The following is a 14,452-nucleotide window of genomic DNA, read 5'->3' as shown; positions in this document are numbered from 1 at the left end:
TTACAGTATTTGGTATATTAATACCTAAAGTGTTAAAATTCCTATCGTAATAAACTATATGGTTTATACTGTTCGTGATATTCATACTTTGGGTGTTAAAATGTCATCTAAAATAAACTGGCTTGTTGCTCATACTTCTCCTGGTGCGCTAGTACTTCAGCAATGGCTGACTGAAAACGGCGTGAGCTACTCGTTGGCTCAAAAGTACGCGCAGAACGGTTGGCTAAAGAAGCTTAGTTCTGGTGTGTACTATCGTCCAAATGCGCAGGGCGATATAAAGCCAACTTGGGTTGATGCCATTCAAGCATTGGATGTGCAATTGGGCGTTTCAGTTCATTTGGCTGGATTGAGCAGCTTAACTCACCAGGGACTGAGTCACTATTTACAGCTGAACAAAGAGCAAGTTTGGATTTGCGTTAAAAACAAGTCGTCCTTACCGAAATGGTTTCGTGAATTCCCTTATCAGAATTGGTTTTACTGTGGAAACCATAAGCTTGAAGTGAATCCCGAGAAAGATTTGAAAAGGATCACGGTCAAAGAGAAAGAACTCACTGTCAGCTGTGCAGAACTTGCTGCCTATGAAGTGGTAGACGCGATTGGAAAGCTGATTTCATTTGAGCATGTCGCAGAATTATTTCAGGGTTTAGTCAATCTTAGTCCTAGAAAAGTACAAGATATTCTTGAACGAAGCAGCTCTGTTCAGGCAAACCGAATATTTCTATTTCTGGGTCGATACTACGATCACCAGTGGGTCAATCGCGTAGATGAAACAAGAATTAAATTAGGTGCAGGAAAGCGGCAGGTTGTCGAAAAAGGACGTTTTGATGAGCGATATCAAATCACAGTGCCAGAGATATTAAGCGTCAAAAAAGGTGAACAACATAATGGATAAAGACAGCCCATATTACAAACAGGTTTCCTTGCTCATAAGAATGCTTCCTGTGGTAGCCACAGAGACGGTTTTTGCACTTAAAGGCGGCACCGCCATTAATTTATTTGTGAGAGACTTTCCTCGGTTATCTGTAGATATTGATCTTGCTTATCTTCCACTTGAACCAAGAGATGAGGCTTTGGTTAATGTCAGGGCTGCATTGCAGCGCATTACAGACAGAATCAATACTCAACCAGATATCCGAGCGGCATTTCAGGATAATAAAGCTGATGAACTGAGAATCGTTGTATCAAGTCCGGTTGCGACAATTAAAATTGAAGTGTCGCCCGTCGCCAGAGGTACATTGCATAGTGCAGAGATAATGCCAGTTCAAGAGTCTGTTGAAGACGAGTTTGGTTATGCTGAGATTCAGGTAGTCAGTCTTCCCGATCTGTATGGTGGGAAATTGTGTGCTGCAATGGATCGCCAACATCCTCGCGACTTATTTGATGTCCGTATGTTACTTGGCAGTGAAGGGATTTCGAGAGAGATTTTGGTGGGTTTTTTAACCTATACATTAAGTCACCCTCGGCCTATTAATGAAGTCATGTCGCCAAACTGGCAGCCTCTGAATGAGAAATTTCAGGCAGAATTTGACGGAATGACTTTTGAAAAAGTTGAATGCGAAGACTTAGCCTCTGTTAGGCCCATGATGTTAATTGAACTGCAAAAACATTTCACAGAAAGGGATCATGCTTTCCTTATGTCATTCAAAAGAGGGCAACCTGACTGGGCATTGTTTTACTATCCTAATGCAGCAGACTTGCCAGCGATTCGTTGGAAGTTGCAGAACATTAACAAATTGGCAAAGAATCAAGCAAAACATCAAGAGCAATTAGATAAATTAAAGCAAGTGCTTGATGATTGGCTTGTTAACGCAAACGCCGAGTAATTCGTTTATAACAATCCTCAACGAGCTATAAGCCCCCTAGTTAGATTGCGATTTCTTCAATCTATCTAACCGAGTCCACATAGGTGTAAAAAAACGGGCTCAGCTAAACCGTTTGGCTAGCAACGGCGCTTCTGTCATCGCTTGTAGGCGATAAAAGTGTTATGTCTGCAACCTTACCTATCGTTGCCAGCACTCAAGAAGTCATTAGCACAACAGTTCCAGCAATCAGCGCCGTTTTACTGGGCACCTGATAACAATAAAAAACGCCCAAGCGGCCAGATATCTGACGGCTTGGGCGTCATCCTACCCCGTACCCGTTTATCATGACGGCGTTTCAGTTATAAGTAGTCAAAGTAAAGTTGTTTGGGTTCTTTTCATTGTCTTGGCTTCATGAGAGTTATGTGATGTACAAAATGGTACTTATAGGTTATAAATTTACACAAAGGGTGTGAAAAATACCTTTCTTTAAAAACCTTTATTTGTTCGGTGGTGCGCAATTAATAAGGCCTTTGAATCGAAGGTTGTTGGCACGATGCTTGATATTTAGGATGAACAACTTATTCGATCAAAGGACGAAACATGGCGTTATTAAGATACGCAAACTTAGGAATTCACAGGCCAGACATCCTGCTTAGTAAAGCAGTGAGTGGTCTTGGTGACTTTTATAAGTATTTAGACACCACTCGAAAATACCTAGAAAGTACGAAGGCTGTTAAAGCGATAGCTTGGGAAAAGCTGGACGATGCTCAAAGTGGAGTATGGATACAATTAGTTGAGCCTGCCGATAACTGCGGTGATTTCGAAAAGAACTTAAAGCTCTTTTTAGATGAAAGTACCGACACGGTATACGAAGCAAGCCCCGCTAGATGGAAAGCCGTGGGTAGTGCCGCTAGAGAATGCCCAAATTGTAGAAGTCACGGTAAACCTAAAATGGCTTATGCAACTGAGGAGCACGCGGACGAAATTGCGAGTGAATTAGGCAATGGGCTGTCGTCGTATGAGTGTCCAGACGGTTATGGTTGGCATTTGACGGGTAAATCACAAAGCAATGTTGGATTCAATAAATCCAACGCAATTTCAGTCCTGGACAGAAATGTAGAGAATGACAGCTTGTTATTGGATCGTTTACCTGACCACGACTATTTGGTTATTCGTCCAAACACATACCAGTTAAAGTGTCAGATTAATGCATTACAAAGCTTACAAGACACCCCTTCTATTCACCATCTTCCGCTATTGAGGCTGTTTGAAGGTAAGGATCATGCTAAGTGGCCGAATGTTCCTTATGATGAGCACTTATTTAACGATGACTACTACGTTCTTACCGATGGAGCAAGAGAGGGAACATCTCAGCAGCGTGATTTTGTAAATATTGCACTCAATACACCAGACTTTGCCTTCCTTGAAGGCCCCCCTGGATCTGGCAAAACTACAGCCATTTGCGAACTGATTCTTCAATTAATAAAGCGAGGTAAGCGGATCTTACTTTGTGCATCAACACACGTTGCTGTTGACAATGCTCTTGAACGAATGATGTCTGAAGAAAATATTTATCGCGACATGGTGTTACCTGTACGGATTGGAGATAAATCAAGCGTTTCTCAAAAGGCAAAGCCATGGCAATTGGAAGAGTTTGTTAAAACTGAACGCACAAGATTGCTAAAACATCTTCAGCAACAACCGCACATTTCAGTTAGTCAGAAGTTACTTAAAAGTAAGGTCGGTGAAGGTAAACATATTGTTGAGCGTCTTGTTCTTGAAGCGGCGAATTTAGTTTGCGGGACAACTATTGGTTTGCTTCAGCATCCTGATATCAAAAATAAACAATCAACATCGCCAATCTTCGATGTGATGATTATTGATGAAGCATCAAAAACAACTTTTCAAGAGTTTTTGGTGCCAGCGGTACTTGCCAAGCGTTGGATCATGGTGGGAGACCCAAAACAGCTTTCACCTTATGTTGATGATGAAGCTACCGAAGTAAATTTGCAGCCATGTTTACAGGATAGTTATCAGCGAGAAGCATGCGCAGATGTTTTCTCTGCTCGACAAATCAATATTCAGAAACGAGAAGTATCCTTGGTTTGCACTGACGATGAAAAGACAATTGAATTTTATCATCAGCAAGCAAAGTCCAAAAATGTATTGGTTGCATCATCTAAAGGTCCGAAGACAGATCTCCCTTACGCATCAGTAGTCCTTGGTTCGTCAGCGTTCATCGCTCAGAATGCTAATCACCTACCCCTGGATTTGACGACCATAAGGGGGCTGCCTGCGTTACCGGAAAAGTTAGAAATGCGACTTGCAGCGCATTCGAGATTAACTCGTACAAAAATCAAGACCGAGTCCGATAGCTGGGAATCCCAGTTAGCGTGGCGACTGGCTCGTATGTACGAACAGCGCCTAAATACAGAATCTAACGGAAGTTCTAAAACTGTTAATAAGTTAGAGGAAGATATCAAAGCGCTACTACCATTTGACTCAGAAAAAGATACGTTCACTGCAATAGACAGGGTACGTAGGATCGCACTGCCTTCTATCCTTGAATCACTACAAGTTGGATTTGAACGAACAGAGTATCAGAAACAAGGCACCGCTCTGTCTGATGGACTTCCAGCCAGTGTTTTGGAACAACGACAAATACGGCTTAGTTACCAGCACAGAATGCATCCAGACATTGCCGAGTTTTCCCGAGTACATATATACCATGAAAAAGCACTGCAAAGTCCTGATGGCCAAGCTGAAAAGCGGGACTGGGGATACCGAAGCGGCTCACATCGTTGTATATGGCACGATGTTAAAGGTCGAAAAGGCAAAGAAGGTGAAATCACCGCTGAAGTAGAAGAAATATTAAAAGAATTAAGTCGCTTTGATTCTTGGGCAAAATCAAACCCAAATGTTGAGAAAAACCAACAAAAGCCTTGGGAAGTTGCTGTTTTGGCATTCTATCGGGCTCAAGAGCGAGCTATACGTCGAGCTTTACGAAAGTGGACGGGAAATCATCACGGAGTAAGGCATTTCTATCGAGGTGAAAAATCCTCACCGTATATTGATATTCAGATATGTACCGTAGACCGTTTTCAGGGGCATGAGGCTGATTTTGTCATGCTTAGTTTCGCAAATAACCATCCCACGAGTTTTCTCGAAAGCCCAAATCGCTTGAATGTGGCAATTACGAGGGCCAAGCATCAGCTCATTGTGTACGGAAACCGCTCTGCAATGCAAAAGGCATCGGGTGTGTTAGGTACTTTTGCTAGCAATTCTTACTGGTCTACAACAATCAAGACTGAATCACAGGAGGCACTATGAGCCATGACATCATACTAAAACGAGAAATCAAAACTGAAACTTGGCTCATACAGGGTGAAATCGCGCTGGCAGATAGCCGTCCAGAAATAAACTGCGTGCTGCAATTCCTTCACGATTATCCGAATGCGAGTTCAGCTGAGTGTTCCGAGCATTTATTTGGAGACAAAATCGGACGTCGTGTCGTTGCTGATAGATTACTAAATATATGTCAGTTATATGGGCTTGCTGAGTCTAGTAGAGACCAATACAGGCTCACTGAATCAGGACTGATTGCTCTTGAGAAAGATCAAATCCTAGTGCCAGAAGATGGGTGTTGGAGCCTTTGCGTTTGTCATGAGCCTTTATTGCCTCATCCTCTTCTTACTATTGAAGCGCACACAGAGCCTAGTGCAGCGTCAATCGGACTGGGAAAAAACAGAAACGAGCTAAATGAAAGAGCAAAGCGACTCGTTGAGGTTCCTCAACTAGTCAAAGACGTTCGTGGCCTGAAGGTTGAACCAATAGGTGGAGGCTCGGAAGTACGCGTTGACAAAATTGAACTCAAAGGTGAGCGCATCTCACCTCAAGGAAAACCGTTTTACATCGAGTGGAATGTGACTGATGGCAATGTCGATGTGAAGCGCGGAAAGGATCTTATATTTTCACATCGGGTTGAACCAATCAGTCGTCAGCAAGTTTTTAAAGTACTTCTGCATAGTGAGGGCTTGCTTGAACAATGGGATGAGCAAACGGAAATCTTGTCAGTGGTTTTCGAAAATACAACTGAATCTGAGCGAATCAATATGAAGCGCTCGGTAAGAGTAAACAAACCATCTGTTCACAAGTTGGGCTCGTTTGATGCGATGAAGTTACACAATATATCAATATCAGCATTGACTGAATTGGATGCTAAAAAGTGGGCTGAATGGAGATTAGAGAAAAATATTAATATGTATGCCACCAATAACAAGTACCAAGTTTGGAGAGAAAAAGCACTCGAACCTTTTAAAGGTTGGAATTTCACACTACCTGATAGAGCAGAGCTGGCAAATCAGTTTTGGATTGAAGAAGACCAGCAAAATCAGCATACCTGGCATGTCATTGCAGCCCATGATTGGAACCTATAAGGAATAATAGTGATGAATCTAATTGAAAAGTTTACTAAAACAGAAACTAAGATTGTTGATCAATCAAATACCAAGTTGCCCCCTGTGCTTTTGCCTGTTTTACCTAAACAGGTATCTGATCCGCAACCTATTAATAGCTCTTTGTTCTGCAATGAGCTGCAATCAAGAGTTGTCGAATTAATCGATAATGCTGAGCACTCGGTTATTCTTAGTACGTTTTTACTTGCTGATGAGAATGTCGAATCTGCTGTCCTAAAAGCTGCAAAGCGCAAAGTTCGTGTGTACATACTATTGGCATGTGAGACTCGTCTTGATGGCGATGTGCCTGACGATGACTTTGGTAAGAAGTGTCTTGTGCAGCATAAGGAAATGTTAAACAAATTGTCTGGACATGTTCACTTTGCATCTGCGCCGCATTTCCACGCAAAAGCCGTTGTTATAGACGCATTACATGAAACTGGTAATGCTAAAGGGTTGCTTTTAACGGCAAACCTTACAGAAGAAGCACTTTTACGAAATGAAGAGCTGGGGGTCGCGCTTTCACGCCATCAAATAGCTGAGATCGTGAATGTGTTCCGTTGGGCAATCTTCGAGAGTGCGCAGCACCATATGACAAGCCGTGGTGAATTCTCAGCATATAAGTCGCCAGGCAATGTCAGATACCCAAGGGAATTAACTGAAATACTGGTCACTTCGAGTGAAGACGCTCGAATTAGGGAACACGCATTAGCGTTGATCAATCAAGCGGAAAATGAACTCATCATATCGAGTTTTGGATGGCAAGAGGACCATCAGCTTGTAAAAGCAATATGTGAACGTGCGAAGTCGGGGCTAAAAGTCACCATTCTATCTCGCCAAAGACCCGCAGCCATGCCAGCGTTGTTGGCTATGAAACAGGCTGGTGCATCGGTGATGTGTTTTAAATGGCTACATGCCAAAGCGATTGTAGTAGATGGAATGCATGGCATGGTGATGTCGGCCAATTTTCAAGAGCATGGTATGGATCAAGGCTTTGAGTTAGGCGTAAAACTCACCGGTATTCAGGTAAAAGAGCTGATGAACTGCTTAGATATGTTTTTAACTAATAGCCACAATGAATTGAGCATCGACATGAGTCTAGGGATGATTTCTGGTGGTTTTGAAGCTTGGGAAAATAATACATTCAAGAGGTACTCAGTCAGCGAAGTAGACATTGTTGAGTTATCACCTATAAAAGCAGATTGTTTGTCTGATATGGATAAGCACCCAAAAATACCCAATGCAAACTGGCGGGAAAAAACATCGCACAAGATTGAGTATAAATGGCGTATAGAGCCGCCAGTTATCACTAACGCCAGTCCAGAGTATTTCAAACCTTTAACGGCTAAGGATGAAACTTCTAAGAAGCAGGATTCAGGATCGCCTAGAGAGAGTTATGAGCCAAAGGTTGTTCGACTGACAAAAAAACAGTTAGCTATTACAGTTCGTCAAGAATACGAACTTGCCATGGCAAAAAGGCTGAAGCAAAGTGAATTGCCAAACGCCCGAATTGTATTGGAGGCGTAATTTTGGATAACAAAAACACACTGCTTTGTTGGCACTCAAAAAGAGCTGGGGTTGAGGTATTAGACGAAGCGTTAAAGCGGCTTAAGAATCGTAAAGTTTATGTTGGCAAAGTAATTGTTCTTACTCAGTCAGCTGGGGATAACAGTCTGTACAAAGAGCATGAATTTGGCGATATACAGATTACCTTTCGAACTGTAGCTATCGAGAACCCAGCTGATCATAACGAAATTTATCACGCAATAGAGTCCGAGATTATTCCAGAGCTAAAGCTTGAACAGAATCTTCATATCAATGTATCGCCGGGAACTCCGGCGATGCATGCGGTTTGGTTGATTCTTCATGCTCGGGGGCATTTTCCACGCGAAACAATCCTCTGGTCATCACAATATAACCCCGATACCAAAAGAACCAGCATTGCCAAAGTTGATTTCAGTGTAAATACGTATTTGGCAGAGATCTCTGCTATTTCAAGTTCAGAGGGCGGTTACGCCCTTTACGATTTAGACCCTAAATCAAAAGCAAGGCAGGATGCATTACAAACGTTAAAGCAGTTCTCTTGTGTTCCCAAAGCTCCGTTACTTGTACTGGGTGAACGTGGTACAGGGAAAACGAGGCTAATTGAAACCGTTGTCGGTAAGGTAAAGCAAAAGCAGGTTGTTACGCTTGCATGTGGAGGACTAGATTCTCAAGTGGTTGATAGTATGTTGTTTGGCCACGTAAAAGGTGCCTTCACTGGGGCGGAAAAGGATCGCAATGGACTTTTGAAAGAAGCAAATGGAAAAGTTTTGTTTTTGGATGAGATTCAAGATTTACCAACTTCGGTTCAGCGAAAGCTGGTTCGAGTGCTTCAAGATAACCATCACAGTTTTCGCCCTGTTGGAAGTGACACTGAGGAAGCATCTGACTTCGAGCTAGTTTGTGCGAGTAATAAATCACTTGAGCACTTGGCAACGATACTCGATGCTGATTTCTTTGATCGTGTATCCATGCTCACAATAACAATACCTCCACTTCGTGCATGCAGAGAAGATATTCTGTCGGATTGGCAAAGAATCTGGCAGGAAGTTAATGTTAACCCCAATCTGCCTGCGGAAGCTCCGGTGTCAAATGAATTAATCCAGTTTTTTAACTCGGCATATTTACCAGGTAACTTACGTGACCTAAAAAAGCTGGCATACATGTCTTGTGCTTTTTTGAGCTCCCAAACTACAGAGTCGGCAATCTCTAGCTCATTAGCTGCGTTGGGCGAGCCTGTTATCCAGGAGGATAGTCCTGACACAAGGTTTGCATTTGGTGATTTATCCAAGACAACTAAGGATGAGTTAATGAAAGCGTTTCATAAGGAATTTGCAACAGCTGCCAAAAAGCAATTTGGTACATGGGTTAAAGCCGCAGAAGCATTGAAGGTAGATCAAAAAACTTTGCAAAAGTATATGAGAGACAATTGAGTTATTTTAGTGTGTGATTGTTTTCATTAAGATTTGGTGTTGGTGCTGCTTAGCAAGACGACAAATTCTTCAATCTATCTAACCGAGTCCACATAGGACAACTGCATAGACTGGAGCCTCGATATACATTAACGAGGACTCCTCATGCGAAAACTATCTCCAATCATTCTGGCGCTTGCGCTGTCTCCTTTGGTTCAAGCTGAACCTGTGTCTGAAGTGTCGCCCGTTGGCAAAATTGACGGCATGGTTTCTTTACCTGTCACGGGTATGAAAGCGGTCGAAAGCAATGGCCGTATTGTTTTCATGTCAGACAGTGGCCGGTTCGTCATTGATGGCACGCTCTATGATGCCTGGTCCAAAAAGCCGCTTACCAGCCTTGAAGAAATTCGTGAAGCGGGGAACACGCTGGACTTAAGTCGTCTTGGCTTAAAAATGGATGATTTGAACCCACTGACGCTGGGCGAAGGCAAAAAGAAAGTGGTGGTCTTTGTTGACCCACGATGCCCGCACTGCCATGAGCTTTTGAAACAAGCTTTACCGTTAACCAAAGAATACACCTTCCAAATACTCCCTGTGCCAGTGCTTGGTCCTGATTCAGAGCGTCAGGTTCGCCAGCTTGGCTGTGCGCGTGACAAAAAAGCGGCCACCGATGCATTGCTCAATGGTCGAATTAGTAACTTAGAGCAGGATAATGCCTGCAACTTAGAGCCAATGCAGCGTACCTTGGTGACGGCTCAAATCCTGGGCATTCAAGGTGTGCCTTTCATCGTCGCCAATGATGGTCGCATCAGCCGAGGCCGTCCTTATGATCTTTCTGCTTGGTTGGAGGGGCGTTAATGAAAGCCTCTCTGTATTCAGGGCAACGCGCTTCAGAGCTATTGCCAGTATTGGCCTATTCAGACGATGAGCAACTGTTTTTCATGGAAGACCAAAGTGTTGGCTTTGGTTTTCTATGTGACCCATTGCCGGGTGGTGATGAGTCTGTTGCAGACAGGGTTAATGTTCTACTCAACAACGACTGGCCAAAAGACACTTTGCTGCAATTTGGCCTGTACGCCTCGCCTGATATTCAAACCGACCTTCAGCGCATGATGGGCTTACGGCATCGTCAATCCGATCCATTGCTTAGGGCGTCGATACGCAAACGTGCGGATTTCCTCGATGGCGGCACGGTTCAACCGATAGAAGAATCGACCCAGACTCAGGTACGCAACTTTCAACTGATCGTCACCTGCAAATTGCCTTTGGAAAGTCCTATACCGACTGAGCGTGAATTAAGTCGAGCATCCGCGCTTCGGGCTTCTTTCTCGCAGGCGCTGGCAACAGTTGGTTTTCGAGTTAATGAGATGACTGACCGAAATTGGCTCGCAGCATTAAGTGCGCAGCTTAACTGGGGAAAAGATGCTTCCTGGCGTAATCCATCACCAGTCCGCAGTGAGGCTGATAAACCACTTCGAGAGCAAGTGTTGGATTATGACCGAGCTATCAAGGTGGATAGCCAAGGTCTGATGCTGGGCGATTACCGAGTCAAAACCTTATCATTTAAGCGCCTGCCTGAGCGGATCTGGTTTGGTCATGCCGCAAGTTTTGCGGGCGATATGATGACGGGCAGTCGAGGTTTACGCGGCAGCTTTTTGCTGAATGTCACCATTCACTTTCCTTCAGCCGAGGCCATGCGATCTCGTTTAGAGACGAAGCGTCAATGGGCGGTCAATCAGGCCTATGGCCCGATGCTCAAGTTTGTGCCGGTGCTTGCAGCCAAGAAAAAGGGGTTTGATGTTCTTTTTGAAGCCTTGCAGGAAGGTGATCGTCCTATTCGGGCAAATATGACCTTAACGCTGTTTTCACCAACGGAAGAAGCGTCCATCAGTTCTGTTTCAAATGCTCGAACCTATTTCAAAGAACTCGGATTTGAGCTGATGGAAGACAAGTACTTCTGTTTGCCCATTTTCCTGAATGCCTTGCCATTTGGTGCTGACCGCCAGGCGATGAACGACTTGTTTCGATTCAAGACCATGGCGACACGGCATGTCATCCCTCTGTTGCCTTTGTTTGCGGATTGGAAAGGCACTGGCACGCCGGTGATTAACTTTGTTTCCCGTAATGGTCAGATCATGAGTGTGTCCCTTTATGACTCGGGCAGTAATTACAACTGTTGCATCGCGGCGCAATCGGGGGCGGGCAAGTCTTTCCTGGTGAACGAAATCATCTCCTCCTACTTATCTGAAGGCGGGCAATGCTGGGTGATTGATGTTGGCCGCTCTTATGAAAAGCTGTGTGAAGTTTATGACGGAGAGTTCTTACAGTTCGGGCGGGATAGTGGCATTTGCTTAAACCCGTTTGAAATCGTTGAGGACTATGACGAAGAAGCGGATGTACTGGTTGGATTATTGGCCGCAATGGCCGCGCCTACGCAGTCATTAACTGATTTTCAGATGGCCAACCTAAAGCGTCAGACCCGTGAACTGTGGGAGAAAAAAGGTCGTGCCATGTTGGTTGATGATGTGGCAGAGGCTTTAAAAAATCATGAAGACCGACGTGTGCAGGACGTGGGTGAGCAGCTCTATCCGTTTACGACACAGGGCGAATATGGCCGTTTCTTTAATGGCCACAACAATATTCGCTTCAAAAACCGTTTCACCGTTCTGGAGTTAGAAGAGCTCAAGGGACGCAAGCACCTGCAACAAGTGGTGTTGCTTCAGCTTATCTACCAAATCCAACAAGAGATGTACTTAGGTGAGCGTGATCGTCGCAAGATTGTGTTCATTGACGAAGCCTGGGATCTGCTGACTCAAGGTGATGTCGGTAAGTTCATCGAGACGGGTTACCGTCGATTTCGAAAATATGGCGGCAGTGCTGTAACGGTAACGCAGTCGGTCAACGATTTGTATGACAGCCCTACAGGTAAAGCCATCGCTGAAAACTCGGCCAATATGTACCTGCTTGGTCAAAAAGCTGAAACCATCAACGCGCTCAAAAAAGAAGGCCGCTTGCCACTAGGTGAAGGCGGTTATGAGTACCTAAAAACGGTTCATACCGTCACGGGTGTCTATTCCGAAATTTTCTTTATTACCGAAATGGGCACCGGGATTGGCCGCCTCATTGTCGATCCGTTTCACAAGCTGTTGTACTCGTCCCGTGCAGAAGATGTAAACGCGATTAAACAGTTAACGCGCAAAGGCCTTTCTGTTGCTGATGCCATCTCTCAGTTGTTGAAGGAGCGAGGCTATGAATAAGACCACGCTTTGGCCATTTATGGCCTCTATTACTTTGTCTATTGCTGGTAGCGGTTTAATGACCAGCTGGCTCTTAATGAAAACACTCGAACCCATCCACAGCCAGTTGGCGTTAAGTACGCCCATTGCAGTCGTCGATTTTGGGGAGGCGGTGTTGTCACTGGGCCCCAATGCCAGCGAACAAGACATCGAATCCAGGTTGCTTCAGACCAATCAGCAAATTGAAAAGTTAAAAGCAGCCGGTTTTATCGTGCTGGATGCCCAAGCGGTGGTGGGTGCAGATGATTCTGTATTCGTGCCAGTAGGATCAAAGGAGGTGTCTCATGCAGATACTCCGTAAAAGAATGCCTTGGCGGCCATATCTCATCCGTTTGACCATTCTTGCGTTAATCATGGCCTTGGTAGGCACCTACGCCATGATGCGCTACCGAATAGGTATTGATACCCAGCAAGAGCGCTGCCTGCCTGATACCACGGTGTATCTGATTGACCTATGGAATAAAGAGCCCGTTAAGGATGGTTTGTATGCCTTCCACTCAAAAGGACTCGCTCCGTTATATAACGACGGTACTCGTATGTTGAAACGCCTAACAGGGATGCCTGGGGATGAAGTCAATGTGACGCCTGAGCATGTGCTGGTGAACGGTGCTGAAGTCTCAACCGGCATGGCATTAGCCCAGCGTCTTGGTGTGGCTGAAACAGAATTTAGCCGCTCATTGACGCTGCAAGAAAACGAATATTGGTTTTCCGGCGAGGCTGCAACGAGTTTCGACTCCCGCTATTGGAATGCCGTTAGGCACGAGCAGATTGTCGGTCGCGCTTGGCCGCTTTGGTAGGAGGTAGATGATGCAAAGACTATGTCACGTATTTTTGTTGGTTGCTCCATTGGCTTGGGTTCAAGTGTCCTGGGCACAAGAGCCTTATCCGTTGTCTGACGAGGACAAAAAGATCGTCGAAATGAGCCGCAGCATTTTACAAAGTGCTGTGGATGGTTCATCTGAATTTATCGAGCCTTTTTCACCGATTGAACAACCTGCGTCGCTCAAACACAACGATGAATGGTTGATATTTGCGTCGTCTTCACTGGGGGATTCCTCACTGAAGCAGCTATTTAAAGAGGCCAGTGCTACCGGCGCTATTGTGTTGTTTCGGGGAATTCCTGAAGGAAAGACCTTGGGGGCGGCTATCCGTGATTGGCATACCCTGATGACGGGGCTTGATCCTGTTCCTCAGGTTCGAATAGATCCGAGAGCCTTTGTGCACTGGCGGGTGACTAGCGTGCCTGCCATTTTCCGCATAGAAGATGACAAGGTGACTGCAAGTGCACTAGGGGTTTACAGCAAGGACTGGTTGCAGCGTCAAATTGAAACAGGCAATACCGGTTCATTGGGTCAACGCGGTCCTATTCATTCGATTTTAGAACCGGATTTGATGCAAGTAGCGATGCAGCGTTTACAGTCGATTGATCTGGGCGCATTAAAGAAAAAAGCCATTGAGCGTTTCTGGTCTCGCCAAACATTTACTGACTTACCCAAAGCCACGCAGTATCGGATAAGAACGGTTGATCCAACCATCGTCTTGCAGCGGCCACTATTGGATGCCAATGGCCGAACATTGATCCCAGCAGGAACGCGTATTAACCCGCTCAAAGCCTTGCCATTTACTCAGCAGCTCGTGGTGTTTAATGCGTCGGACGCTGAAGAAGTAGACGCAGTTGCGCATTGGCTTGAGACGCAAGATAGGACACTGCGCCGCATTACGCTTATCACCACGCAGCTCGACCGTGCGCAAGGCTGGAATCGCCTCAATGCGCTCGAAAAGACATTGGACAGTCCTGTTTACCTTCTCAATGTCTCGCTAAAGCAGCGCTTTGATCTGCAAGTCACCCCATCGTTTGTTCAAGCAAAGGGACTCGCGTTTGAAATAGAAGAAATTCCAGCAAAGGAGCTTGTTCATGAAAAAGCTCAATAATACGTATCGTCTGT

The 14,452-nt window shown here is 44.9% G+C and carries 11 protein-coding genes; all 11 read left to right on the top strand.

The features are described 5' to 3' along the window. The first annotated feature begins 100 nt into the window (after nt 1–100). On the top strand, nt 101–892 hold the full coding sequence (locus DVO77_RS10295) for a type IV toxin-antitoxin system AbiEi family antitoxin (RefSeq protein WP_028870246.1): 792 nt from the start codon (nt 101–103) through the stop codon (nt 890–892). After that, nucleotides 885–1,823 carry a nucleotidyl transferase AbiEii/AbiGii toxin family protein gene (locus DVO77_RS10290; RefSeq protein ID WP_119978290.1) on the top strand — a complete coding sequence of 313 codons (939 nt, stop codon included), beginning with the start codon at nt 885–887 and terminating at the stop codon, nt 1,821–1,823. Before DVO77_RS10295 ends, DVO77_RS10290 begins: the two co-directional genes overlap by 8 nt. Before the next feature lie 579 nt (nt 1,824–2,402). Beyond that, nucleotides 2,403–5,132 (top strand): DEAD/DEAH box helicase family protein, encoded by a 2,730-nt coding sequence (locus DVO77_RS10285; protein ID WP_119978289.1) that lies wholly within the window; start codon nt 2,403–2,405, stop codon nt 5,130–5,132. Beyond that, nucleotides 5,129–6,238, top strand: coding sequence for a hypothetical protein (locus DVO77_RS10280; protein ID WP_119978288.1), 1,110 nt, complete (start codon nt 5,129–5,131; stop codon nt 6,236–6,238). Before DVO77_RS10285 ends, DVO77_RS10280 begins: the two co-directional genes overlap by 4 nt. A gap of 12 nt (nt 6,239–6,250) precedes the next feature. Then, nucleotides 6,251–7,783: a phospholipase D-like domain-containing protein gene (locus DVO77_RS10275; RefSeq protein WP_119978287.1), complete on the top strand. Its 1,533-nt coding sequence runs from the start codon at nt 6,251–6,253 to the stop codon at nt 7,781–7,783. 2 nt (nt 7,784–7,785) lie between these two features. Beyond that, a complete protein-coding gene (locus DVO77_RS10270; protein ID WP_119978286.1) occupies nt 7,786–9,231 on the top strand; it encodes a sigma-54-dependent transcriptional regulator in 1,446 nt (481 codons plus the stop codon). Nucleotides 9,232–9,375: 144 nt separating this feature from the next. Then, entirely contained in the window at nt 9,376–10,068 is a 693-nt protein-coding gene (locus DVO77_RS10265) for a DsbC family protein (protein WP_119978285.1), read from the top strand. Beyond that, nucleotides 10,068–12,467 (top strand): type IV secretion system protein TraC, encoded by a 2,400-nt coding sequence (gene traC / locus DVO77_RS10260; protein WP_119978284.1) that lies wholly within the window; start codon nt 10,068–10,070, stop codon nt 12,465–12,467. The genes DVO77_RS10265 and traC overlap by 1 nt, the downstream gene beginning before the upstream one ends. Then, nucleotides 12,460–12,807: a hypothetical protein gene (locus tag DVO77_RS10255; protein ID WP_001044650.1), complete on the top strand. Its 348-nt coding sequence runs from the start codon at nt 12,460–12,462 to the stop codon at nt 12,805–12,807. Before traC ends, DVO77_RS10255 begins: the two co-directional genes overlap by 8 nt. Beyond that, the gene (locus DVO77_RS10250; RefSeq protein ID WP_209052597.1) at nt 12,791–13,303 is read left to right on the top strand and encodes a S26 family signal peptidase; all 513 of its coding nucleotides are present in this window, start codon (nt 12,791–12,793) and stop codon (nt 13,301–13,303) included. The genes DVO77_RS10255 and DVO77_RS10250 overlap by 17 nt, the downstream gene beginning before the upstream one ends. Nucleotides 13,304–13,424: 121 nt before the next feature. Continuing rightward, entirely contained in the window at nt 13,425–14,438 is a 1,014-nt protein-coding gene (locus DVO77_RS10245) for a TrbC family F-type conjugative pilus assembly protein (RefSeq protein ID WP_428842891.1), read from the top strand. Nucleotides 14,439–14,452: the final 14 nt, after the last annotated feature.

Origin of the sequence: Shewanella algidipiscicola (assembly GCF_003605125.1) — a bacterium.
GTDB classification, from domain to species: domain Bacteria; phylum Pseudomonadota; class Gammaproteobacteria; order Enterobacterales; family Shewanellaceae; genus Shewanella; species Shewanella algidipiscicola.
Note: the sequence above shows the minus strand (reverse complement) of the source record. Positions and strands in the feature narration are given on the sequence as shown.

What these genes read in the sequence shown, in the direction of transcription:
- DVO77_RS10265 (WP_119978285.1), top strand. Translation starts at nt 9,376, where the DNA reads ATGCGAAAACTATCTCCAATCATTCTGGCGCTTGCGCTGTCTCCTTTG.
- DVO77_RS10255 (WP_001044650.1), top strand. Translation starts at nt 12,460, where the DNA reads ATGAATAAGACCACGCTTTGGCCATTTATGGCCTCTATTACTTTGTCT.
- DVO77_RS10245 (WP_428842891.1), top strand. Translation starts at nt 13,425, where the DNA reads ATGAGCCGCAGCATTTTACAAAGTGCTGTGGATGGTTCATCTGAATTT.
- DVO77_RS10285 (WP_119978289.1), top strand. Translation starts at nt 2,403, where the DNA reads ATGGCGTTATTAAGATACGCAAACTTAGGAATTCACAGGCCAGACATC.
- DVO77_RS10290 (WP_119978290.1), top strand. Translation starts at nt 885, where the DNA reads ATGGATAAAGACAGCCCATATTACAAACAGGTTTCCTTGCTCATAAGA.
- DVO77_RS10295 (WP_028870246.1), top strand. Translation starts at nt 101, where the DNA reads ATGTCATCTAAAATAAACTGGCTTGTTGCTCATACTTCTCCTGGTGCG.
- DVO77_RS10280 (WP_119978288.1), top strand. Translation starts at nt 5,129, where the DNA reads ATGAGCCATGACATCATACTAAAACGAGAAATCAAAACTGAAACTTGG.
- DVO77_RS10275 (WP_119978287.1), top strand. Translation starts at nt 6,251, where the DNA reads ATGAATCTAATTGAAAAGTTTACTAAAACAGAAACTAAGATTGTTGAT.
- DVO77_RS10250 (WP_209052597.1), top strand. Translation starts at nt 12,791, where the DNA reads ATGCAGATACTCCGTAAAAGAATGCCTTGGCGGCCATATCTCATCCGT.
- traC (WP_119978284.1), top strand. Translation starts at nt 10,068, where the DNA reads ATGAAAGCCTCTCTGTATTCAGGGCAACGCGCTTCAGAGCTATTGCCA.